15 protein-coding genes are annotated in these 24,179 nt (G+C 69.2%); 10 read left to right on the top strand and 5 right to left on the bottom strand.

All coding sequences use genetic code 11. The annotated features are described in order from the left end of the window. Nucleotides 1–71 precede the first annotated feature (71 nt). Nucleotides 72–1,478, top strand: coding sequence for an MFS transporter (locus ACIRSU_RS34530; protein WP_403800937.1), 1,407 nt, complete (start codon nucleotides 72–74; stop codon nucleotides 1,476–1,478). Here the strand turns inward: ACIRSU_RS34530 and ACIRSU_RS34525 are convergent. Then, nucleotides 1,423–2,241, bottom strand: coding sequence for a class E sortase (locus tag ACIRSU_RS34525; RefSeq protein WP_403800935.1), 819 nt, complete (start codon nucleotides 2,239–2,241; stop codon nucleotides 1,423–1,425). The genes ACIRSU_RS34530 and ACIRSU_RS34525 overlap by 56 nt on opposite strands. Before the next feature lie 63 nt (nucleotides 2,242–2,304). On the opposite strand from ACIRSU_RS34525, the gene ACIRSU_RS34520 reads away from it, so the two are divergent. From ACIRSU_RS34520 to ACIRSU_RS34505, 4 genes are all read left to right on the top strand, one after another. Next, nucleotides 2,305–3,309, top strand: coding sequence for an SEC-C metal-binding domain-containing protein (locus ACIRSU_RS34520; protein ID WP_403800932.1), 1,005 nt, complete (start codon nucleotides 2,305–2,307; stop codon nucleotides 3,307–3,309). A gap of 70 nt (nucleotides 3,310–3,379) precedes the next feature. Continuing rightward, nucleotides 3,380–3,790, top strand: coding sequence for a very short patch repair endonuclease (locus ACIRSU_RS34515; protein ID WP_403801035.1), 411 nt, complete (start codon nucleotides 3,380–3,382; stop codon nucleotides 3,788–3,790). Beyond that, nucleotides 3,778–4,749, top strand: a complete 972-nt coding sequence (locus tag ACIRSU_RS34510) for a DNA cytosine methyltransferase (RefSeq protein WP_403801033.1) — start codon at nucleotides 3,778–3,780, stop codon at nucleotides 4,747–4,749. The genes ACIRSU_RS34515 and ACIRSU_RS34510 overlap by 13 nt, the downstream gene beginning before the upstream one ends. A 66-nt stretch (nucleotides 4,750–4,815) precedes the next feature. Then, nucleotides 4,816–6,048, top strand: coding sequence for a DNA cytosine methyltransferase (locus tag ACIRSU_RS34505; protein ID WP_403800930.1), 1,233 nt, complete (start codon nucleotides 4,816–4,818; stop codon nucleotides 6,046–6,048). A gap of 8 nt (nucleotides 6,049–6,056) precedes the next feature. Here the strand turns inward: ACIRSU_RS34505 and ACIRSU_RS34500 are convergent, their stop codons facing one another. From ACIRSU_RS34500 to ACIRSU_RS34490, 3 genes are read right to left on the bottom strand one after another with little or no spacing between them, the layout of a single operon-like run. Continuing rightward, nucleotides 6,057–6,932 (bottom strand): DUF6339 family protein, encoded by an 876-nt coding sequence (locus ACIRSU_RS34500; RefSeq protein ID WP_403800928.1) that lies wholly within the window; start codon nucleotides 6,930–6,932, stop codon nucleotides 6,057–6,059. Then, complete coding sequence (locus ACIRSU_RS34495) at nucleotides 6,929–7,921, bottom strand: hypothetical protein (protein ID WP_403800926.1); 993 nt, start codon at nucleotides 7,919–7,921, stop codon at nucleotides 6,929–6,931. Before ACIRSU_RS34495 ends, ACIRSU_RS34500 begins: the two co-directional genes overlap by 4 nt. After that, nucleotides 7,918–10,041 carry a helix-turn-helix transcriptional regulator gene (locus tag ACIRSU_RS34490; protein WP_403801031.1) on the bottom strand — a complete coding sequence of 708 codons (2,124 nt, stop codon included), beginning with the start codon at nucleotides 10,039–10,041 and terminating at the stop codon, nucleotides 7,918–7,920. The genes ACIRSU_RS34495 and ACIRSU_RS34490 overlap by 4 nt, the downstream gene beginning before the upstream one ends. Before the next feature lie 532 nt (nucleotides 10,042–10,573). Here ACIRSU_RS34490 and ACIRSU_RS34485 point away from each other — a divergent pair. The 5 genes from ACIRSU_RS34485 (at nucleotide 10,574) to ACIRSU_RS34465 (ending at nucleotide 22,795) form a co-directional block, all read left to right on the top strand. Continuing rightward, entirely contained in the window at nucleotides 10,574–15,328 is a 4,755-nt protein-coding gene (locus ACIRSU_RS34485) for a DEAD/DEAH box helicase (protein ID WP_403800923.1), read from the top strand. Further along, nucleotides 15,325–17,232: a UvrD-helicase domain-containing protein gene (locus ACIRSU_RS34480; RefSeq protein WP_403800922.1), complete on the top strand. Its 1,908-nt coding sequence runs from the start codon at nucleotides 15,325–15,327 to the stop codon at nucleotides 17,230–17,232. Before ACIRSU_RS34485 ends, ACIRSU_RS34480 begins: the two co-directional genes overlap by 4 nt. Further along, nucleotides 17,229–20,477 carry a helicase-related protein gene (locus ACIRSU_RS34475; protein WP_403800920.1) on the top strand — a complete coding sequence of 1,083 codons (3,249 nt, stop codon included), beginning with the start codon at nucleotides 17,229–17,231 and terminating at the stop codon, nucleotides 20,475–20,477. Before ACIRSU_RS34480 ends, ACIRSU_RS34475 begins: the two co-directional genes overlap by 4 nt. Beyond that, entirely contained in the window at nucleotides 20,474–22,327 is a 1,854-nt protein-coding gene (gene drmB, locus ACIRSU_RS34470) for a DrmB family protein (protein ID WP_403800918.1), read from the top strand. The genes ACIRSU_RS34475 and drmB overlap by 4 nt, the downstream gene beginning before the upstream one ends. A gap of 159 nt (nucleotides 22,328–22,486) precedes the next feature. Next, a complete protein-coding gene (locus tag ACIRSU_RS34465) occupies nucleotides 22,487–22,795 on the top strand; it encodes a hypothetical protein (RefSeq protein WP_403800915.1) in 309 nt (102 codons plus the stop codon). Nucleotides 22,796–22,833: 38 nt separating this feature from the next. Here ACIRSU_RS34465 and ACIRSU_RS34460 read toward each other — a convergent pair whose 3' ends face one another. Beyond that, nucleotides 22,834–24,102: a DUF445 domain-containing protein gene (locus ACIRSU_RS34460; RefSeq protein WP_403800912.1), complete on the bottom strand. Its 1,269-nt coding sequence runs from the start codon at nucleotides 24,100–24,102 to the stop codon at nucleotides 22,834–22,836. Nucleotides 24,103–24,179: the final 77 nt, after the last annotated feature.

Raw genomic sequence — 24,179 nt, 5'->3', positions numbered from 1 at the left:
GCTACGGTGGTGCTCTACGCAAGGTTCAGTGAACGAACCTAGGATGCTCTACGGAAGCCTGAGGTCCTGCCATGCCCGAGCTCGCCGCACGCACCACCGAGTCCGTGGCCTCCTCAGCGAGAGGCCCGGAAGCGCACCGCCCCGGCGCGACCCTGGCCGTGACCAGCGCCGCCACCGCGCTCACGTTGACGAACTACACGGCCCCGATGCTCACCCTGCCCAGCATGACCCGGGCCTTCGGCACCCCCGCCTCCGCGCAGGCATGGCTGCTCAACGGCACCCCGCTCGGCCTCGCCGTCCTCCTCCTGGTCGCCGGCAGCCTCGCCGACGACCACGGGAGGCGCCGGGTCTTCCTGCTCGGCACGCTCGCCCTCGGCCTCACCACCGCCCTCGGCGGCTTCGCCGGCTCCACGCTGACCTTCACGCTCGCCCGCGTCGCGCAGGGCGCGGCGAGCGCCGCCGTGCTCGCCGCGAGCCTGGGGCTGCTGGCGCACGCGTACCCGGCCGGCGCGGACCGGATCCGGGCGACCGGGGTGTGGGGCGCGTTCGTCAGCGCGGGCATCGCGCTGGGCCCGCTGCTCGCGGCCGGCCTGAGCAGCCTGGCCGACTGGCGGCTCACGTACGAGGTCCTGGCCGCGGGCACCCTGCTGGCCGCCGCACTCGGCACCCGTACCCTCGCCGAGTCCCGCGCCCCGCGCGCGGGCCGCCCGGACATCGCGGGCGCGCTCACGCTGGGCCTGGCCCTCGCCGCCGCGCTGACGGCGCTGACGCTGGGCAGGGACGGCTGGCTGCGGGTGCCGGTGGGTGCGCTCGGTGTCGCGGCCGTGCTGCTTACGGCTGTGTTCGTGGTGGTCGAGCGGCGGAGCCGGACCCCGATGATCGACCTGTCCCTCTTCCGGCGGCCGGCGTTCCGGGCGGCGACGGCGGGCGCGCTGTTCACCGGCCTGGCCGTGATCGGCTTCTTCAGCGTGCTGCCGGCGCTGCTCCAGCGGGGCGCCGGGCTCTCGCCGCTCACGACGGCGTGGCTGTTCCTGTTGTGGTCGGGCACGGCGTTCGTGGTGGCGCTGCAGACGCGACGGCTCGCGGGGCGGATCTCGGCGACGTACCAACTGGCGCTGGGGTTCGCGCTGTCGACGGCGGGTGTGCTGGGTCTGTTCGGCACCCTGGAAGGCGGCTCGATCGTCCGTCTGCTGCCCGGTCTGGTGGTGGCGGGGGCAGGCAGCGGCCTGCTGAACGCGGCGCTGCCGCGCCTCGCCGTCGACTCCGTGCCGCAGGAGCGCGCGGCGATGGGCTCGGGCGCCAACAACACCGCCCGCTACATCGGCTCCTCGGCGGGCGTGGCCCTCGCCCTGGCGCTGTCGACGACGGGCGCGGACACGGCACTGGTGGTGTCGGCTGTGCTCGGGGTGGCCGGGGCGGCGGTCACGCTCTGGGCGGGAGCAGCTTCGCCCACACGACGAGCCGGTAGCGGGAGGTGAACTCGGGCGTGCAGGTGGTGAGGGTGAGATAGACGCCCGCCTGGTCGTACCCGTAGGCGGGCCGGTAGAGGGACCGGGGCACGGGGGCGATGACGCCGGTGTCGCGGGGCGAGGTCTCCGGGAGGATCCGGTCGACGCGGTACTCGTACGTCCCGTCGCGGGTGCGGACGGAGACGGTGTCGCCGGGCCGGAGCCGGTCGAGATGGCGGAAGGGCTCGCCGTGGGTGTTGCGGTGCCCGGCGAGGGCGAAGTTCCCGGTACGGCCGGGGGCGCCGGTGCCGGGGTAGTGCCCGACGTAGCCGTGGTCGAGGACGGAGCGCTTGCCGACGCCAGGGGCGATGGGGACGGTGAGGGAGAGCCGGGGGATGCGGAGGACGGCGAAGGGCCCGGGGCCGGGGTCGGGTTCGTGAGCGCCGGAGGGCGTGGCCGACGGGCCAGGGGCCGAAGACGACACCGGCGCTGAAGACGGCACCGGATCCCGGGACGGGACCGGATCCTGGGACTGCGCCGGGTCCTGGGGCGGCACCGGGGGTGAGGAGTCCCACTCCCGCTCAAGGTTGCGCACCTGCTCCACGGCCTGGGCACGCGCCTGCTGATTGGTCCACCAGAGCTGCTGTACGACGAACAGCAGAAGCACGACACCGCAGGTCACGAGGGTTTCGGCGGAGGCGACGAGCACGCGGGCGACCGGCCCGCGCCGCCGGCGCAGCCCGCCGCGCACCTGGACGACGACCGGAGCCCGGCCCCGCACGTTCGCTCGCACGGCGGGCACGATAAGTGCTGACGCGCCAACTCTCCAGGGGAGTACAGCAGTACGGTAAAAGGCATGCGCCCCGACACGCCTGCCGATCACACCACCGAAGCCGAGCGCCTGCTCCGCACCGCGGGGCGGTACCCGGAGGACCGCGAACCGCTGCTGCTGCGTGCGGCGGCGCATCTGGAGCTGGCGGGCGACCGCGAGCGAGCGACGGGCCTGTACGACGAGCTGCTCTCCGCCGAGCCGGTGAACCCCCTCCTCATCCGATCCCTGAAGGCGTCGAACCTGTGGGAGTACGGCCACGAGGCGGAGGCGAGGGCGATCATCGACGGCGTGCGGAGCGCCCGCCCGGACCGGCCCGAGCCGTGGGCGATCGTGGCGGAGACGCTGGAGGCCCACGACGAGCTGGAGGAGGCGGAGGCGACGTTCACGGGGGCGGCGCGCCTGCTGGTGCCGTCCTCCGACACGGACGACATCTCGTACGCCCTCCAGTCCCTCCTGACCGGCCGCCACCGCGTCCGCCGCCTGCTGGGCCAGGCCCACGACGAGTACGACACCCTCGCCGACCGCCTCCACACGGCGGACGTCCCCCTGGACGAGCTCCACGACCCCAAGCGCCTGTGGTCCCTCGGCTCCTCCGACCCGGCCGAACTCCAGGCCGAGATCACCCGCCTCCGCTCCGAACTCGGCTCCTACCGCACCGCGCTCTCCCGCCCCTTCCCGGTCGCCGTCCTCCACTGGCCGGAAGCGGAACTCGACGAGCTCCTCGCCGCGTACCCCGAGCTGGAGTCCGAGTACCCCACCTACCGGGCCCACCTCACCGACATCGAAGCCTCCCTCCGCGAACTCGCCGCCTCGGGCACCCCCAACCTCGGCATCGTCCCCGCCACCGTCCCCTCCTACGAGGCCTTCGCCGCCTCCGAATCCTCGTCCCCGGCGAACGCGGACCTGCTACCGCAGTACGCGACGACGCTGGCGGCGAGGGGCCGGGCGACGGCGTGGCCGCCGGCACGGGGGGCGGAGTGCTGGTGCGGGTCGGGGAGGACGTATGGGGAGTGCCACGGGGCGGAGTGAAACCCGACCGGTCCGGCAGAATGCAGATGTGACCGAAGCAGTTCCGTCTTCCCCCGGCGTATCGGCCCGCATGAGCCGGCAGGTCAGCAAGGACACAGCCGCCGAGCTCGCGGTCCGGCGCCTGCTCCACGCGGCCGGACTGCGCTATCGCGTCGAGTACCCGGTGCCCGGGATGGCCCGCCGGAGGATCGACGTGGCTTTCACCTCGGTCAAGGTGGCTGTGCTGATCGACGGCTGCTTCTGGCACGGCTGTCCTGAGCACGCCACCCATCCGAAGGCGAATGCGGATTGGTGGCGACAGAAGCTCGACCGCAACATGGCACGCGACCGGGAGACGACCGAGCACCTCAAGGCGTCCGGTTGGGAGGTGCTCCGCTTCTGGGAGCACGAAGAGCCGAAGGACGTGGCCGTGCGCGTCGCCGCCGCGGTGAAGCGCCGGAGAACCTCAGCAGAAGGGGGAGGAAGACGATCAGCGGGCTGACGTTCATCGATGTCTGTGCAGGTGCGGGCGGGCTCGCCCTGGGGCTTGAGCGGGCCGGCTTCACGCCGACCCTGCTGCTCGACGAGGACGCGGACGCCTGCCGAACCCTGCGGGCCAACCGTCCGTATTGGAACGTCCTCCAGGCGGACCTTCGGGACTTCGACCCGAGCGAGCATCCGGAGAGCCACGACGTGGACCTGTTGTCCGCGGGGCTACCACGGGTGAAGTCCAACGCCACGACCACGCGAGCCGGATCGAGCGAGGAAGAACAGCTGCTGCGGGCCACCGTCTATCTCGCCCACGCGGTGCGGCCCCGGGCCTTGATTGTCGAGAACGTGCCGACGCTGATCGACCCGGACGGTTTCCGCGACTTCCACGAGTTCGCCCGTGCAGAGCTGCACCATCTCGGGTACGAGCTCAGCTGGTTCCTCCTCAACGCCGCCGACTTCGGCGTGCCCCAGGACCGAAAGCAAGGGGTCCTCGTGGCGATCGAGAAGAAGTCGTTCAAGGCGTTCCGGCCCCCGCCTCCTACTGTGGCGGACCACGTGTCCGTCGGCGAGGCGCTTGCCCCGTCCATGCGTTCGCGAGGGTGGAAGGACGCCGACCGCTGGGCGGCACAGGCGATCACGGTGGCTCCCACCCTGGTCGGCGGATCGAAGAACCGCGGTGGAGCGGACCTCGGACCGACCGGGTCCAAGCGAAAGTGGGAAAGGGTGGGGGTGAACGCCCACACGTTGGGCGACGAGCTTCCGGGGGCCGACTTCGTCTGGGACCCGAGCCTCGGCCGAGAGGGCCTGGTGAAGATCACCGTCGGCCAGGCAGCCCTTCTCCAGGGATTCCCGGAGTGCTGGCAGATCACCGGCAGGAAGACGGCCCGCTATCGGCAGGTCGGCCACGCCTCGCCGCCGCCGGTGGGCGAGGCCCTCGGTCGTGCCGTGGCCCACGCACTTCGTTCCTGAACATCGACGGCAGATCCTCGCAGCCCGGGCGATGATCACCCTCGGCCGGCTACACTGCCCCTCATCATGAGCTCAGCACCCCATCCGCGCAACAATCCAGACAAAGCGCCCTATATTGTCGACCTTTTCGCAGGTCCGGGCGGTCTGGATATCGCGGCCGAAATGCTCGACCTGCCCACGATCGGGGTGGAATGGGAGCAGTCAACCCGCGAGACCCGGCGAGCCGCCGGTCTCCGCACCACGACGATCCACGACGTGGCGAAGGTGAATCCGCTTGACCCCGAAGTGGCTTCGGCCCGCGTCCTCACCGGAGGACCGCCGTGCCAGACCTACTCCGTGGCCGGCAACCGCGAGGGCCACAAGGCTCTCGACGAGGTGAAGGACCTCGCCGAGCTGGTCGGGCTCAGCAAGACAGTCGGAGAACTGGAGAAGGCCTGGGCCATGGTCGAGGAGCGGGCACGCGTCCTCGAGTGGACCGATGAACGCACTGGACTCGTGCTGCAGCCGCTCCGATGGATCGTCGAGAAGCGGCTCAAGAGCGAGCCCTACGACGCTGTGGTGCTGGAACAGGTTCCGACGGTCCTGCCCGTGTGGGAGACGTACCGTGACATCCTCCGAGAGCTCGGCTACGACGCGGAGCGCGGCATCCTGCACACCGAGGAGTACGGCGTGCCGCAGACCCGACGGCGAGCGGTGCTGATCGCCCGCCATCGAGGCAGCACGGGGCAGAGCCTCGACTTCCCGGAAGCAACCCACCAGCGCTATCGCAAGGGAGCGCAGCGGCTTCCCATGCAGGACCGCGCGGATCAGAACCGCGAGGACCCACAGAACTCTCTCTTCGAGGTCGACGGACGAAGGCGCTCGAAACAGCCTTCGGGATGGGTCTCCATGGGTGACGCACTCCAGGAGTCTCGGACCACCGACTTCGTCGTCCGCTCCAACTACGGATCGGGGGGCGACCCCTCGAAACGGGGCATCCGCACATCGGAGATGCCGTCCGCCACCGTCACCGGCAAGGTGCGCCGCAACAAGGTGTTCACGCTCAAGCGTGTCCACAAGAACGGTGATGTCGAGCTGGGTTCCGAGCAGGAGCGTTTCACACCGCGCGAAGCCGGTCTGCTGCAGACTTTCCCAGCCGATTACCCGTGGCAGGGCACCGACATCGCGCAGCAGATCGGCAACGCGATTCCGCCGCGCCTGGCTGTCCATATCCTGTGCACGGCACTGCAGCTGGACGAGACCAGGAAGCAGCAGGCCATCGATGCCCTGAAGGCCTGGGTTCCTCCTCGCCTCCCGTAGGAGGAGGGTCAGGCGGTCTCCTCCTCGTGCTTTCTCCTGCCTCGGACCGGGGCGTCGGCGAACAGCTCTGCGAAGGTGTTCGCCAGGAGCTCCACCGCATGCTCGGGGGCGGGTTCTTCGGACGGACCCGCAGGAAGGGGGCGGTGATGAACGGTGAGCCCGGCCTCTCCCTCGTCGATCCACATTCGCACCGCGCCCTCGTCTCGTGGCACGTCCTGTGCGATCACGTCGTACATCACGGTCGCGGCCGCCGTGTTGACTACCTTCGCCAGGGCGTTCGCATCCCGCCCCGTCCGTACAACGCCCCTCTGCAACAGCCGGACCAGGGCCTGGGCCGTGGGGCGGTGGTCGATGACATCCAGCCTCAGCACCGTGTTGAGCATGTCCTGATTGCCGGCGGCGACGACGACCGGTTCATAGTCGGGCCCGTTCCGGAACAGTTCCGCGGACCACCAGAGTCGGGCGAATGCCTGCTTATAGTGAGGTCCCTTGAAGTACCGGGCGTTGACGACCTTGGACGTCTCGGACCGATGCCTCCAGACCACGAAATCGGGGGCGACCCCCAGAGCCAGATAGTTCCACAACGCAGGGTCCGCGGCCTCGGCGCGTGTCAGACGAAGGATCGCGTGCAGACGGGGAGCCAACCAGGCGTCAGCCTGCGTCGGCCGCTCGTCACAATGGATGTACATCGCGTCGTCGATCAGATCGCGGATGGCGCGGAGACGCCGGCGCGGACTCTCGGGCAGCGGCTCGCTCGCCTGGTTGAGGGCGATGGAGGGGACGTTGTCCTTCCCGGCGAGAAGGCCGTCAGTGATGAACCGGGCGGCCTCCTCGTCGGCGAGCCGAGCCAGATGCTCCGGCAGATGATCGGGCTTCTCCGTCATGCCTCGTCCTCACGATTGAGCTTGTCCAGGCCGCGCACGGTCTCCGACAGCACCCGTGGCACCTCCGCCCTGCGCATCGCCGCGTACTGGATCCGCGGTTGCAGCTCGGTCCATCCGGTGGCACCCACCCGTCGACGGTGCACCTCGCGCAACGCGTCCTCGACGGTCCGCTCGGGCACCACGTCCGGCAGCATCTCGCGCAGCACCTCGCCCTGCCAGCCATGTGGAAAGAGCGGGGTGCCGTCGTCCTCGATCTCCAGGTCACCGATGGCCGAGTGGAACACGGCCGTCCACACCTCGGCGGCCATCTGGGAAACCAGCATGGCATTGACCAGGCCTTCCGGCCTTCCCCCCTCGGCTCCAAGGACATCGACCATGCCTTCGAAGTCCGTGTTGATGTGAACGGTGGGCACCGCCCCCGAGGCGTTCACGATCCATGGTGCCTCGCTGAAGCTCTGAAGCCAGCGCGGTCCCTTGGCGAACCCGACCTCCCTGATATCGAAGCTCTGCTCCCGGGTCGGGACGTCGCTGTGCACATCGACGATCCAGTCCTCGGCGGCTTCCCCGATGATGCGTCCGGGCACCCCGTCGACCGTGGCGATCACCTGCACTGTCAACACAGCACGGTCGTGGAGGTCGCAGCGCAGCAGCGGCAGCTCACCGCGCCAGTCCCGACCGTCCTCCGTCTCCCGAGCCAACATCGACGTGACACGGGTGTTGGTCGTCCGGTCCGTCAGCACCGCCACCACCACGACCTCGGACCATGGCCCATCGGAATCAGTGGCTTTCGCGGGAATCGTCGCCGAGACGGTGAGCGTGGCCGTCTCCCAGTCCTCCGTTTCCGCGGCACCGAGCGCCACGACCCGTTCGATCACGGATCGCGCACGGGAGTCGAGCTGTTCACGAGGCTGGGCCGGGGCCTTCACCCGCGCGGAGTCGACCCGCAGGGAGACCGTGCCTCGCAGACGCGGGTAGGGGAACACCTTCACGACGACTCCCCTTCTCCGGTGCGCAGTTCGACGACAAGGCCACTCAGGCTCGTTCTGACGGCATGTGTGGCGGGGTCGGTCACGCCGCGGAACGTCGCCGAGCGGGCGCCGTCGGAGAAGCGCAAAGTACCGTCCACCATCTGGCAGTTGTCCACACCCACGACCTCGGCCCATTCGATCGCGGGGCGAGGGCCGGATCGCACGTCGAACTTGGCGACCGGGACGAGCCTCCATTCATGACCACCGGGAGGAATCCTGATCTCCCCTATGACCTGCCAGGCTCCACCTTCGACGACCTGCGCGTCGAGTTCCTCCAGGACCGGCATGCTCACCGCGGACAGGCGAGGCTTCTTCCTCCCCGAGCCGATGGTCAGCTTCGGGGCCAGCCGGCCGCCTCCCTGCTTGGTCCCCTGCCGGGGACGTACCACCAGCGACTTGATCGCCGCGTTGGTCTCCCGGGTGAGCCCGTTGATCCGCCGATAAGCCGAGGGCGAATAGGTGAGTGTCAGTTCCTCGGTCTGCCCCCACCTGTTGTGCTCAGGAGGTTCGGCAGCACGCAGGAACTCCTCGGCCTCGGCCGCGAACGGAGCCTGCGGACCGGCAGCGGTACCGGCGAGCAGCACGGCCTGGAAGGGGTTGGCTGGGGAGAGCCCGGGGACCACGGTGTCACGGACCGTCATGCGGTTGCCGCGCATCGTCACGATGCGATTGAGCTTGCCGTCCGCATCGTCGGCGTCCGTCACCAGGAGCACCGCACGATGCTCCCCGAGAGAGAAGCGTCCGCCGCCCTGCGTGGGCAGGTTGAGGGGCACGGTGACGGCGGCGACCTGCCCGGTCTCGGTGAGCCGCTCCACGGTCGTTCCGTCGAGGAACGCCTTCAGGGCCCGCGTCCGGGAGGGCTGGGCGACCGCGGGGTCGACACGCTCCTCCGGAATGACTACGGCACCGTTACGCAGGGTCCGCACGGATGCCTCCAGGAGCGGCAGTCGGTCCCCGCCCCCCGTCATCGCGGCCCAGAAGTTCGTGCCCAGTGCCCTTACAAGCCTGTGATGCATCCGCTGGATGCTGTCGTCGTCCTCGCCCTCATCTCCGTCGGGCGCGGCGGTGTCGTCCGCGAGACTCGCCACGTCATGGGCGCCCACGATGAGGAACGACGTCCCCGGCTCGCTGCTCTCACGCGTCAGGTGGAGGGAGTCGACCGTCTCCTCGTCCGCCCACCACGAGCGTGCCACTTCGGCGCCGGGCGAGTCGGGGTCGGGGCGCCCCAACCAGGCAGGCCCCGCCCATGCCTCGTCGTTCACCCGGCGCCACGGCAGATCGAGGCGCCCGACGAGGCGACGTTCGGTCCGCCCCTCGTGCGGTTCGGACAGGGTGGAGTTGATGAGGACGAGTCCGAGCCGGCTGGTCGCCCACAGGGTGGCCTTGCCCAGGCCGTACGAACCACCGGCGGTGCTACCCGACTTGAGGCTGTCAAGTTGGCGCCTCACGACGGCGGCGAACCGGCCGTCTTCGTAGTCGTCACCGGTGAGGCCGGCCGCATTGTAGTCGTCCACCCTCAGCAGGACGAGACGGTCGCGTTCGTACATGTCGCGCAGTCCGGCGTCGACGACCCTCCCGACCTTCTGCTTCTGCTCCCGAACCACCTCGTAGTGCGGGTATAGGTCGTCCCACTGAATTGCCTCGCGGAAGCGGGCGAGTTTCTCTCCGGTCAGTTCGTGCAGCGTGTAACGCACCCTCACGGGCTGCCCGTTGGCGGTGATCCGCTCGTCGAGACTGTTCTGACAGGTCTCACGGGCCAGGACCGAGACATCGGCATCGAACGCGAAAGCCGCCGCATTTCCCAACTCCCGGCCGCCGTCCGCGTGTCCGCGACGGTGGTACCAGACGACGGGCAGGCCGGCCTGGGTATCGGTGGTGCGAGTGTGCACCGTGACCAGATCCGTTTTCAGGGCGCGAGCGATGCGCTCGATCGCCTCTGGTCGCGGGGTTGCCCTGCCGGTGATCCAGGCCGAGACAGCCGCACGCGTCACATCCACGGCCAGGGCCAGCTCGGTCTGTGTCATGTCAGCGAGCTTCAACTGCCGTGCCAACCATGGACCGAAGTCCTCGCCTGCTTCCACGGTCACCTGCTCTCGGAACCTGATCCGCCTGTCGTGCCCAGCACCCCTCACCCTACTCGGCCCTTTGACAGCGCGCCTTGTGTCAAACAGTCTTTGACACTGCTCCGAGGTCGATACCTGGTGGACCGGAGGAACGATTCACCTGGTTTCACTCCGTTCGCCACGTTCCGCGACATCGGAACCTGCCGAAGTGACCAACTCCCTTGCTCACCCTCGACACAGGCGAGTAGGTTCGCCTCAGCGGCCCCACCCGCCTCGGAGGAAGCGCCTCTCCGACGCCCTGGTAGAAGTGTGCCGCCTCCCCATTCTGGCTCCTTTCGGCGGCAGCACATGCGATGACGCCCAGGAACATTCCTTGCGGTGCCACGATTTTCGCCCCTTTCACGACCTTCCGCTGCCCTTGCGAAGCACTCGGAACTTGGCCGGAACCGTCCCCGTCGGGACGCCGTCTACGCCACCATCCGTAGAACGCAGCTTTGCTGACGTTCCCTCACCACATGTTGCCAGGCCACCTCTCCTGGATCGGAGCCCTGTGTCCCTCGAACCGAACCCTGTGCTCAAAACCGTGATCGAGCAGTCCTCGCGCGTGCTCCAGACGTACGCCGTCGACCCCGGCCTCATTCCGGAGCACGCGAACGGAGAAAGGCGCATCACCCAGGGCGGATACGGCGACCGGCAACTCTTCGAACTCGTGCAGAACGCTGCGGACGAAATCGCCGCGGAACCGGGCGGTTCCGTCCATGTCGTTCTCACGGACACCCATCTTTATTGCGCGAACGAGGGCAGCCCTGTCACCCCCGAGGGTGCCGAGACGATTCTCCGGATGAGCATGTCGCGCAAGCGCGGAGGGCAGATCGGGCGCTTCGGAGTGGGAGTGAAATCCGTACTTGTCGTGACGGACGCCCCTCAGTTCTTCAGCAGCACGGGTTCCTTCGGTTTCGACCGGGAATGGGCTTACGCACAGATCCGTTCCGTCGCCGGGGTCACGGCCCGTCTGGGCGAGGAGTTCGAGGCTCCCGTACTCCGGATGGCCCGCCCGTTGGACGACGCCGCCGAGCGTGCCGCCGATCCCGTCCTCGACGAACTCCTCCACTGGGCCACCACCGTCGTACGTCTGCCGCTGCTCCGAGGGGCCGCAGAGCGTCTCGGGCAGGACATGCACGGCGGCTCCCCGGCCGGTGGTCGGGAAGAGTTCCCCGTCGGCTTCCAGCTCTTCTCCCCGCACGTCGCCAAGGTGGTCCTCGAAGACCGCCGTCCGCGCCCCGTCATTCGTCGGACCCTGCTCGTCAAGCGTGATCGTGAGCTGCACACCGTGCGGGAGGAGCGTCCCGGACAGCACTCCACTAACAACAAGTGGCGGGTGTTCACGCTCACGCACGAACCCACCGCCGCCGCCCGTTCCAGCGCGGGCGAGTTGCACGACCGGATCGCCCTCGACATCGCCTGGGCCGTGCCCGAGTACGAGAAGGACGCCACCGGTCTCCTCTCCGCCCCCAAGGGAAGAGGTCGCTTCTGGTCGTTCTTCCCGACCAAGTACGAGATGACGCTGAGCGGCATCCTCAACGGCGCCTGGAAGACCAACGAGGACCGACAGAACCTGCTGGACTCCTCGCCCTTCAACCAGGAGATGATCCGTATGGCGGCCCGACTTGTGGTCGAGTCGCTGCCCGAGCTGGCTCCCGCCGAGGATCCCGCCGCGTACCTCCCGCTCCTCCCCGGCCGACCGCGGGAGTCCGAGACGGTCAGCTGGGCGGACCGGTACCTGACCGAACAGATCTGGGAGGCCACCGCCCAGCGTCCCTCGCTGCCGGACCAGGACGGCCGCCTGCAGGTGCCGCGCGATCTGAACATCCACCCGTCTCTGGGCAAGGACAACAAGTCGACGGCCGGCTGGCTGACCCTGTGGAACTCCTACCCCGGCCGCCCCGCGAACTGGCTCCACCCGTCGGCGGACGTCGACACCCTCCGTGCCGGCAAGACCGATCACATCCTCAAGGCGGCCAGGCGCGAGCGCGCCTCGGTAAGGGAATGGCTGGAGGCCCTGGTCGCCGATGGCACCGCCGCGGCGTCCGCCACCGCCGTCCGTATCGTCGCGAGCATGATCCAGGCGTCCTCACCGTACGCAGCCGAGGCTCGAGAGGCGCGGATCGTACTGACCGAGGAGCACGGCATGGTCGCCCCGGTCGTCGGCAAGGTGTTCCGTCGCATCGACCAGGACGGCCTGCGCGAGTCCCTCGTCTACGTCGACGCTGCGCTGTCCGACGACCTTTCGCTCACGAGCGCCCTCACCACCCTGGGTATCCGTGAAGCCGACGTCCGTGGGCGCTTCGTCAGCGTCCTGGAGAGCGGTTTCGACGCGTACGGACCGCAGGAGTGGACCCGGTTCTGGGAGCTGTTCCACCAGGCCGGCAGCAGCCACATGTCTCACGAGGTGCTCCAGCGGATACCGGACCCACGTGCCATCCTGCACGTGCGTACTGCGGACGGACGCTTCCGGCCGATGCGGAACTGCCTGCTGCCCGGTCCGGTCGTGACCTCAGAATCGGACCCCACCATCGCCGTGGACACCGGCTTCCACTCCGACGACATGGCCTTCTTCCGCGAGGTGGGGCTGCGCGACCGGCCCACGGGGGGACACCGCCCCGAGGAGGAGGCGTGGTTCGAGCAGTACCGGGAGTCCCTGCACAAGTCGTACTGCGCGGGTCTGCCCGACCAGGCTGCACGCCCGACCCTCACCAGGATCAAGCTGGAGGGCGCGGCGGTCGGCGGGCCCCTGCATCTGCTCCCTGAGCTCTCCGACGAGGCCCGTGCCCGCTATCTGCAGGCGCTGCCCGATGACGCCCTCGTCGACAACTGGACCCTTCAGGTCGGGGCCCAGGTCAGCACCCGACAGGCTGCGGCATCCCCGATCCGCTGGATGCTCATGCGGCACGGTCTCGTCCCGACTTCTCAGGGCCTGCGCCGCGTCGGTGAGGCGGTCGGCCCCCAGCTCTCCGCGTACGGCGATGTCCTGCCGGTGGCGGAGATCAGCTCCGAGAAGGCCCGCAAACTGCGGCTTCCCGCCAGTGTCGAGAAGGTGCCCGATTCTTTCTGGGACCAGCTCCAGGAGAAGCTCCGGCAGAGCGAGGACGACGCCTTCGTTGGCAATACGTACGCTCTGCTGACCCGGCTGGAGGTGTCCTTCGGCGACGAGCTCACCCGATGCCGCATCGGCGACGAGTGGGGAACGCGCCCCGACGGCGAGATCGCTGTGGCCTCCTCCCAGGAGGAGTACAAGGCCCTGCGGGCCGAACACCTGCCCGCCCTGCTGGCCGCCTCGGCCGAGGACGCCACCCTGCTCGTCAACCAGTGGGGCATGCTGCCTTACGCAGACGTGATCAGCCGTGAGACGCGGAGCGAGGACGTCGGCGACCCGGTCCCTCTCAAGGAGCTGTACCCAACACTGCGCCAGATGCACGGCTCGCAGGTGGATCAGTACAGCCTGCAGCGGTGCAAGGTCCTGGAGGAGGTGACCCGCACCCCCAACGGCATGCGCCCCCGCACCCTGAACAGCAGCCTGCGAGGGTCCACGATCCTCGTGCTGGAGCCCTCCGACGCACTCGAGACCCTCATGGCCGTGGACCGTGAACTGCGCTGGCACATGGGCGAATCCGGTTGCCGACAGATCCTGGAGGCACAGCGGCGTCAGGAGCAGGACCAGAAGGTCAAGGACGCGTTGAAGGCCGTGCGCGAGGCCACCGACGTGGAGACGAAGCTGCTGCTCCTCCTGGGCGCCGAAGCCCTGCGGGACCGTCTTCCCCCCGGCCTCATGGAGAGCGAGCGGGAGGAGAACGGCGGAGCCGAGCCCGACGGCCACCGCATCGCGCGGATGGCGTTCAACGCCCACGAGGACGGCGTCCTCCAGGTCCACGTCCGCGACCTGCAGAACCTCTACCCGAGCAACGCCCCGTCGTCATTCACCGGTGCCTCCACCGCGGTGTCCTTTGTGTCGGAGCTCGGCTTCCCCGGCTCCTTCGCCGGCTTCCGGACGCCCTCCCTTGACCCGCGGATCGAGGTCGACGGCCCGCGGCACTTCCCGCGCCTGCACGACTACCAGGAGCGACTGGCCGCCAACGTCTTCACCATGCTGGACCGGATCGTTCCCCAGCGCGGCATGCTGTCCCTGCCGACCGGCGCGGGCAAGACCCGGGTCACGGCGGAGGCGGTGATCCGTTGGGTGAAGCAGGTAGGCGATCTCGACGGGCCGATCCTTTGGATCGCCCAGACCGAGGAGCTGTGCGAGCAGGCCGTGCAGAGCTGGAGGTTTGTCTGGGAGAAGGTCGGCGCCGACAAGCCCCTCGTCATCAACAGGCTGTGGGCGTCGCACGAGGCGGGGCCGGTCACCGACCGACCCCATCTGGTCGTCGCCACGGACGCCAAGCTCCAGCAGTCGAACTGCCTCGAAGCCGACTCCTACGCATGGCTGCGGAACGCCGCCCTCGTCATCATCGACGAGGCGCACACCGCCATCACCCCTCGGTACACCAAGATTCTTTCGCATCTGGGTCTGACGGCGTCTCGCACCGACCGTCACCTCCTGGGGCTCACGGCGACGCCGTTCCGCAACACCAACAAGGAGGAGACCAGTCGTCTGGTCAACCGCTTCGGGGGCCGGCGCCTGGACGAAGGCGTCTTCACGAACGACGACCCGTATGCCGAGCTGCAGGAGCTCGGTGTGCTCGCCCGGGTCGAGCATCGTCTTCTCCGGGGCGGCACGATCACGCTGGACCGTGACGAGAAGCAACACGCCGAACAGATGCGTGTCCTGTCCCGGACGGCCGAGCAGCGACTCGCCGACGACCACGACCGGAACGCCCGCATCCTGGACGAGATCTCGGACATGCCGGACGACTGGCCGGTGCTGGTGTTCGCCACCTCGGTCGACCACGCAAAGTTCCTGGCGGCCAGGCTCCGTGACCGGAACATCACCGCCTCCTCCGTCGACTCGTCCACCTCACCCGGCGACCGTCGCCTGCGTATCGATGCCTTCCGCGAGCGGCGCACCCGGGTGCTGACCAACTACGGCGTCCTCACCCAGGGCTTCGACGCCCCCGCCACTCGTGCCGTCATCGTCGCCCGGCCGGTGTACAGCCCCAACGTGTACCAGCAGATGATCGGGCGCGGCCTGCGCGGACCGCTCAACGGCGGCAAGGAGACCTGTCTGATCTTGAATGTCCGCGACACCGTCGACAACTTCGACACCGCACTCGCCTTCACCCAGTTCGAGCACCTGTGGAGCAGCAAGTGACCGACCCTTACGGCGACAGCCCTCCGCTCACCGACGAGCAGCGGGCCGTCGTCGACCTCCCCTGGGACACCCGCCTCCTGGTCACTGCCGGTGCCGGCTCGGGCAAGACGCACACGGTCGTGCGACGTCTCGACGCCCTCGTCGGGCACGACGACCCCGAGGAGGCTCTGGAGGCCGGGGAGATCCTCGTACTGAGCTTCTCCCGAGCCGCCGTACGGGAGTTGCGGGACCGGATCGCCCGGTACGGCGACCGAGCCACGCGGGTCCGTGTCCAGACCTTCGACTCGTGGGCATACCAGCTGCTCGTCGGGGCGTACCCGAACGAGGACTGGATGGCCTGCAGTTTCGACGAACGCCTACGAGCCGCCACCACCGCGATCGAGAAGGGCGCGGTGGAGGCCGGAGAGCTCGGGACGCCCGCGCATGTGATGATCGACGAGGCACAGGATCTGGTGGGCGACCGCCGCGATCTGGTGGAGACCCTGCTCGACCGCTTTCAGCGTTCGTGCGGCTTCACCGTGGTCGGCGACTCGGCACAGGGCATCTACGGGTTCCAGGTCGAGGACCCGAAGGAGCGCGCCGGGGAGACCGACCGGTTCTTCACCTGGCTCCGGACCTCGTACGACGACCTGGTCGAACTCCACCTGACGGAGAACTTCCGGGCGACGACCCCCGAGGCCCGCACCGCGCTGGCCCTCGGGCCCCACCTGCAGAACCTGGCTGCCTCGTCGGACGGTGCGGAGAGTGCGGCCGCCGCGCTCCACGCGGAACTGCGCGAGCGTCTCCTCGACCTGCCGGGCCTCGGGAGCCTGTCCGATGACTTCACGCTGGGCACGTTGAAGGCGTTCCCGGGCCGGTGCGCGATCCTGACCCGCGACAACCGCGCGGCGCTCGCCGTGTCGGAACTTCTGCACGAGCACAGGGTGGAGCACGCGCTCAAGCGGTCTCTGCAGGACCGCCCCGTGCCGTACTGGGTGGCCGAGCTCCTGCGCCGTGCGGAGTCCCTGACGCTCGTCGAGGCTCGCTTCCTGGAGCTGCTCACGGGAATACCGCTCCCGGTCGGGGTCGAGCCCGACCGCTGCTGGCGCCTCTCGCGGGCTGCGACCCGGCGCACCGGCCGCGGTCAGGTCGACGTAGCGGCCCTGGGGCGTCTGGTGGCCGAGGGCCGCTTCCCCGACGACATGGCGGATCCGGAGACGGCCCAACTGATCGTCTCGACTGTGCACCGGGCCAAAGGCCTGGAATACGACCGGGTGCTGCTGCTGTCCCCGCCGTCTCTCGACGAGCTGCGCAAGGCCCACGAAAGCCTCGACGTGCCCGCGGAGGCGAGGGCCCTCTACGTCGCCATGACCCGGGCCCGCGAGGACCTCTACCACGTCATCGGTCCCGACACCTCCCGCATACGGCGACACCCTCGCACCGGACGCTGGTACCTGGGCGGTTGGAAGAAGCACGAGCGGTATGGCATCCAGGTCGGGGCGGGGGACGTGCACCGGGATACACCCCCTGTCTCCGCCGACATGGACGCGGCCGCGATACAGACCTATCTACTGGAGGACGTTCGCGCCGGGGAAGCGGTGACGCTTCGGATGCGGCACCCTGTGCCCGCGGGGCCCGAGCAGAGCCCGCCGTACGACCTGCTCCACCACGATCGGGTCGTCGGCGAGGTCTCCGAGCGATTCCGCCAGGACCTGTACGCCGTGGAGAAGATCTCGCAGTCCTGGGACATCGCCTGGCCGCGCGAGATCGTCGGCCTGCGGGTGGATGCCCTGGAGACGGTCGCGGGCAGAACGGCCGCCGGCGCCAATGCGGGGCTCGGCAGGAGCGGGGTGTGGATCGCCCCTCGCATCACCGGGATCGGAAAGCATCGCCGCCGCGAAGGCGCCGGAAAGGAACAGGAATGACGCACGGGACCAGCAGGCACACCGAGCACTACCGGGTCCGCGAGGAACTGGTGGCCCGACTGCGTCGAGAGCTCCTCGGGCCGGACGTCGATGCCGGGGACGCCCCGGACGAGACCCTCACCCAGGACGCCCCGATCACCCGTTACCCGATCGGCGTGCTGTTCCCCCGCGCCGCCGGCCGCGAGGCACGGGAGGAACAGCTGGAGGACATCGCCGAGGAGGACGGCCTGGACGAGTCCCCACTGCTCGGCAGCAACCGCCCCGACGACACCGACACGTCCGTCGACCCGCCGACGTCGGGCGACCGTCGCCCTTCGACGATGGGTCTTACCTTCGCCGTCGCCCCCGAGATCTCCTCCGAGATCGTGATCCGCGCACGAGCCGCCGTCTACGACCCCGTCGACGCGGAAGGACGGCCGCTGTCCGCTCGGCGGGCGGAGGCCAGGACCACGAGCGACCAGCGCGAGCACTGGCGGCGGCGGGAGCTGGAGCTTGCGGAGAAGACGATCGACGTCACGCGCCCCGGGACAGTGACGGAGGATCTCGTGCCGGGCGAGGTCCAGCTGCACGTCCTCGTACGGCCGATCACTTCCCCCTCCGGCACTGTCACCGTCACCGTCACTCTGATCAACGCCCAGGTCGTGGGCGAGAAGGAACTCCAGGACGCCTTCGCCCTCTTCCAGCCGAGCCTGAGGGTGCGGGCCGCCAACGGAGCGTCCGCCTTCGTCGAGCGCCCCGCCGCACTGGCCGCCGTCGACTCCGAGACGGCCACCAGCCGCCTGCTCCATCGTCATGCCCCCACCTTCGCCATGGGCCACGGCTGCTCCGCCCACTGGGACTGGACGCCGCCCGCAGTCGGTCTGATCGACGTCGTGCGCGACGCCGCGATCGACGAAATCCGTTCCGAGTTCGTGCCCACGCACGAGGTGCTGCTCACCGATTCCAACCCGGAGATCGACAGCTCAGCGCTCGACATGCTCGGGCTCGCCGAGCGCCCCGACGTCAAGGTCCTCGAAACGCTGCACGGACTGGCCGACGGCTATGAGCATTGGATCGAGGCCAAGACCGTGGAGGCCACGGCTCTTGCCGGCACCCCGTACGAAGACGCCGCGCGGGAAAGACTCGAAGCCTGTCGCGAGGCCCTCGGACGGATCCGCGAGGGCATCGGGCTGCTGGCGATCAAGCCGGATGTCATGGAGGCGTTCCGGCTCGCCAACCGGGCCATGGCCGAGCAGCGCGCCCGGAGCGCCTGGGTGAAGGGAGGCCGCCAGGGCGAGCCCGACCTGGCGGCTCAGCGCTGGTACCCGTTCCAGATCGCGTTCATGCTGCTGTGCCTGCGGGGCATCGACGACCCCGACCACCCTGACCGCAGGTTCTCGGACTTGCTGTGGTTCCCCACCGGCGGCGGCAAGACCGAGGCCTACCTAGGGTTGATCGCGTTCACCACCTTCCTCCGCCGGCTGCGTCGCGGGGGCGACGGCGCAGGCGTCACCGTTCTGATGCGGTACACCCTGCGCCTCCTCACCCTCCAGCAGTTCGAGCGTGCCACCATCCTCATCTGCGCGATGGAGCGGATGCGCGCGGCGGATCCCGGCCGTCTGGGCGACGAAACCGTCTCGATCGGCATGTGGGTGGGGAAGTCGGCCACTCCGAACGACCTGGACGCGGCCGACAAGCAGCTGGACAGGCTTCGGGGCGGGCAGAGTCTCCAGAAGGAGAACCCGGTGCAGCTCCACGCCTGCCCGTGGTGCGGAACCGTGCTGGATGCCCACCACTACTCGGTGGACAAGGACGCCGTCCGCATGGACGTGCGCTGCCCCGGCCCCGACTGCGAGTTCGCCTCCGGGCTGCCGGTCCACCTGGTGGACGAGACCGTTTACAAGGCCCGCCCCACCCTGGTCATCGCCACGGTCGACAAGTTCGCCTCCATGCCGTGGCGCGAGAAGACGGCTGCTCTGTTCAACAGGGATCGCCCTGGCGACAAGACCCCGCCCCCCGAGCTGATCGTCCAGGACGAGCTCCACCTCATCTCAGGCCCCCTCGGCACCCTGACCGGTCTGTACGAGACGGCCGTCGACACCCTCGCCGACGAGCCGAAGGTGATCGCCTCCACGGCGACCATCCGTCGCGCGGCGGACCAGGGGCGGAACCTCTTCGATCGGGAGGTGCGCCAGTTCCCGCCGGCCGGCCTTGACGCCCGGGACTCCTGGTTCGCCGTCGAGACCGACCGCAGGAGCAAGGCCAGCCGTCGCTATGTCGGTCTGCTCGCTCCCGGCACCAGCCAGTCGACGCTGCTGATCCGCACCTATGCGGCTCTTCTCCACCAGGCCATGCGCGCTGCGACGAGCGACGAGGTCCGGGACGCCTACTGGACGTTGGTGGGCTACTTCAACAGCCTGCGCCTGTTGTCCGCCGCCGAACTCCAGGTGAACGACGACGTCGAGGACTATCTGCGGCTCCTCGCCGACCGCGACGGAGCCGACGTACGGGTCTCCAACCGCTACTCGGAGCTGACGAGCCGGGTCGACGCGAGCCTGATCCCCGCCCGACTCAAGGAGATCGAGAAGAGCTACCCGGATCCCGACGTCCGTGACGTCCTCCTGGCGACCAACATGATCGCCGTCGGCGTCGACGTCAACCGCCTCGGTCTGATGGCGGTGATGGGCCAGCCCCAGACCACGGCCGAGTACATCCAGGCCACCAGTCGCGTGGGCCGCGCCCACCCCGGCCTGGTGGCCGTGATGCTCAACTCGGGCCGCTCCCGCGACCGTTCGCACTACGAGAACTTCCTCCACTTTCACTCGGCGCTCTACCGTGAGGTCGAGTCGACGTCGGTCACGCCGTTCTCGGCTCGAGCGCGTGACCGCGGTCTGCACGCCGTGATCGTGGCCCTGGCCCGCATCCTCATCCCGGAGGCCCGCGAAAACACCGACGCCGGCCGGATCGACACGTATATGGACCGACTGCGCTCAGAGATCAAGACGCTGATCACAAGCCGCGTCCACCAGATCGCACCAGAGGAACTGCAGGACACCTCGGACGCGTTCGATGAGTTCGTCGACTGGTGGCAACAGAAAGCCGCGGCGCACGGTGGACTTCTGTACGAGCCTCGTCGCGGCCATGCCACCCCTGCTCTGCTCCGACCGTTCGACGACGAATCGGAGGGCGCCGACGCCTGGTCCACGCTGTGGAGCCTGCGCGACGTCGACGCCGAGTCCGCACTCTTCATGGAGGCTTCCCGATGACCCCGCCCCGCGAGCGACGCCGTCGTCGTACCGACGGCAGCCCGGCAACTCCCCGTCTCGACCTGCCGCGCCGAGGGTCCGTCCGCCGGGCACAGATGATCACCACGTATGGCGTAGGGGCGCTGATCGCCGTCGACAACGAGTCCTTCATCGTCTCCGGCATCGACAAGGCCCACGAGAGCTGGCATCTTGACGAGGCACCGATGCTCCACGAGCACCGACTGGCCCGGGTCCTGGGGGTGCGCCACTTCCGGCAACCACCGGCTTCCGGCGACGAGAGCAAGGACGGTGTGCGGGTCCGGCGCTTCCCCCTGTGGCACTCGTGTCCGCAGTGCAGGTCCCTGCAGCACATTCGAGGCTTCAATCCGCCTCCGGGCAAGAACGTCTGCACGACATGCGACGAGGAACCGCTCGTGCCGTCCCGATTCGTCGTGGCGTGCGAGGACGGGCACCTCGACGACTTCCCTTACTGGAAGTGGTTGCACCGCGGCAATCGTGAGGAAGGAACGACCGGACACTGCGGCGGAAGGATGAGCCTGCGTTTCTCCGGTCGAAGCGCCTCGCTGCGCTCCATCGTCGTCTCGTGCACCTGCGGTGTGCCCGAGGTCTCCATGGAAGGTGCATTCCGCCGCGCCGCCCTGGGAGAACTCAAGGTCCGTTGCGAGGGCAGGCGCCCCTGGCTCGAAGGCGCTCCCGCGGAGTTCTGCTCAAAGGCACCCCGTACCCTGCAGCGTGGTTCGTCGGCGGTATGGCAGCCGGTGCTGAAGTCTGCCCTGTCCATCCCTCCATGGAGCAACGGTCTCGCCGACAAGCTCACGGAACACTGGGAGGAGCTGCGCGGCTTCTCCTCGCGCATGGAGATCGAGATCTACCTCAAGGGGGCGTTCCGCGGCGACGACTCGGTCTCGGTCGATGCCGTCATGGATCTGTTGGCGGCCGAGCAGGAGCAGGATCCGACCCCGGAGAGCGTCGCCGGTGATAGTCATCAGACGTTGCGCCGACAGGAGTACGAACAGCTGTCGGCCGGCAACGCCCTGCGGGACAAGGGGCGGGAGGAGCAGTTCGTCTGCGAGCCGCCCGTCTCCGACGCATCGGTCCTCTCCCCCTTCGGTGTCGAGCGGACGATGCTGGTGAAGCGCCTTCGCGAGGTGCGAGCGCTCAAGGCGTTCACCCGTCTCGCGGACCCTGAGACAAGTTCCGAGGGACGTCAGGCCGCCCTGTCGCTGGCACCGACAGACTGGCTCCCGGCGATGGAGGTGCACGGCGAAGGCGTCTTCGTACGCCTCGATGAGCACCGCCTGGACGCCTGGGCCGAGCAGGATGCGGTGGCCCGCCGGGTGAAGCACATGCGCGACAACCACGGCCGGCTCCTGAGAGAGCGAGTCACCGAGCCCGCCGAGGTTCCCGCCTCTCCCGCCACACCCCGCATGGTGCTGCTGCACACTCTTGCGCACGTGTTGATCAACGAGTGGAGCCTGGAGGCTGGCTACCCGGCCGGGGCGCTGCGGGAACGCCTCTACGCCGATCCCCACATGGCAGGCCTTCTCATCTACACGGCGACCAGCGATTCCGCCGGCAGTCTCGGAGGCGTGGTCGCCCAAGGTGAGCCCGTTCGGCTCGCCGGAGCGCTCAACTCGGCACTGCAGCGCGCCCACTGGTGTTCGGCGGACCCCCTGTGCATCGAATCCCGTTCCTCCGGCGCGGGCGGTGCCAATCTCGCGGCATGCCACGCCTGCGCGATGCTGCCCGAGACGAGCTGCGAGTACAACAACATCCTGCTCGACCGTGCCCTGCTGATCGGCACACCGGAAGATCCAGGACTCGGCTTCTTCTCGCCCGCGCAGGCCTGATTCTCGCCTCTGGGGCGGGTCTGGGATGGGCACCGGCACCACGCAACAGCTGACCATTACTTCCCGTATCGGTGCCCTGAAGTGGCCTGCTCGAGCGAGCCACGGCTGCTGCTCGTTAGGCTCGGTCTCAGACCGTTGTCGTATGAAAGGACCGTTGCCATGCCCAGCACCCGCAACCTCTCCCCCGCCATCGCCGCCGCCGGGCTCGTCGGTGGATACGCCGTAGCCCGCTGGACCAAGAAGCGGCCGCTGGGTGGGGTCGTACTGGCCGTGGCCGGTGGGGTGGCGGCGCGGGAGTGGCAGCAGGCCGCGGGGGCGAAGGCGGCCGCCGCGCTGACCGGGGCCTACGTGGCCGCGTTCGCCGGGTCGCACCCGCTCGCCAAGAAGATCGGGGCGTGGCCCGCGGTGTTCTCCGTGGCCGGTGCCATGGCCGGCGCCGCGTATGCCGTCACCCGCAACGCGGAGTGACCCGCACCGCGCGCTGACTCGCGGCACCAAGCAGGGGCTCACCCGCCCAGCACGTGGCTCACCGTGTAAATCAGCAGTCCCGCCAGCGCTCCCACCACCGTGCCGTTGATCCTGATGAACTGAAGGTCCCGTCCGATGTTGGCCTCGATCTTCTTCGAGGTCTGGGTGGCGTCCCAGCCGGCGACCGTGTCGGTGATCAGGGAGGTGATCTCGGTGCGGTAGGTGGTGACGACGTAGGCCGCCGCGTCTTCCGACCAGCCTTCGACCTTGGACTGGAGGCGGGTGTCGGTGGAGAGGCGGGTGCCCAGGGAGACGAGGGAGGCGCGGGCGCGGCGGCGGAGTTGGCTCTGGGGGTCGTCGGCGGCGGCGAGGAGGAGGTCGCGGACGGAGGACCAGGCGGAGGCGATGATGTCCTGCACCTCGGGGCGGGCCAGGATGTCGGACTTCAGGCGCTCGACCCGCGCGCGGGTGTCCGTGTCGGACTGGAGGTCGGCGGCGAAGTCCCGCAGGAAGCGGTCGACGGCGCCGCGGGCCGGGTGGGACGGCATGTCGCGCATCTCGGTCACGAAGCGGAGGAGTTCGCGGTAGACGCGGTCGCCCACCCTGCGGTCCACGAAGCGGGGGGTCCAGCCCGGGGCTCCGCCCTCGATCGCCGCCATCACGGACTCACGGTGCGTCACCAGCCAGTCGTGGCCGCGGACGCAGATCAGGTCCACCGCCCGGTGATGGGCTCCTTCGGACACCATGCGTTCCAGGGTTTTGCCGAGGCCCGGGGCGATCTCGGCCGCCTCGGCCCGACGGGTGATCGCCTCGCCGACGACCGCCTTGACGTCGGAGTCGCGCAGCACCGTCAGGGCGCCGCGTAGCGCCACCGCGAGTTCCGACGTCACCCGGTCCGCGTGTTCCGGGTCGGCCAGCCAGGCGCCGAGGCGGCGGGCGATGGCGAAGCCGCGCAGTCGGCCGCGTACGACGTCGGCGGAGAGGAAGTTCTCGCCGACGAAGGCGCCGAGCGAGGCGCCCAGCTGGTCCTTCTTCGTCGGGATGATCGCGGTGTGCGGGATCGGCAGGCCCAGCGGGCGCCGGAACAGGGCCGTCACCGCGAACCAGTCGGCCAGCGCGCCGACCATGCCGGCCTCGGCCGCCGCCGCGACATAGCCCGCCCAGCCCCCGGCTCCGGACGACTTCGCCCAGGTCGCCAGGGCGTACACCACCGCCACCAGCGCCAGCAGGCCCGTCGCCATCGCCTTCATCCGGCGGACGCCCCTGCTCTTCTCCTCGTCCGCCGCCGTGTACGTGAAGCTGACCATCACCTCACCTCCCTACATGACTGACTCCTCCGTCGCACGCGGAGTTCCCCCCGATACCTCCGTCTTGGAAGGTGTCG

The sequence above is a fragment of the Streptomyces sp. NPDC101160 genome, from assembly GCF_044768205.1.
Classification (GTDB): Bacteria; Actinomycetota; Actinomycetes; order Streptomycetales; family Streptomycetaceae; genus Streptomyces.
Note: the sequence above shows the minus strand (reverse complement) of the source record. Positions and strands in the feature narration are given on the sequence as shown.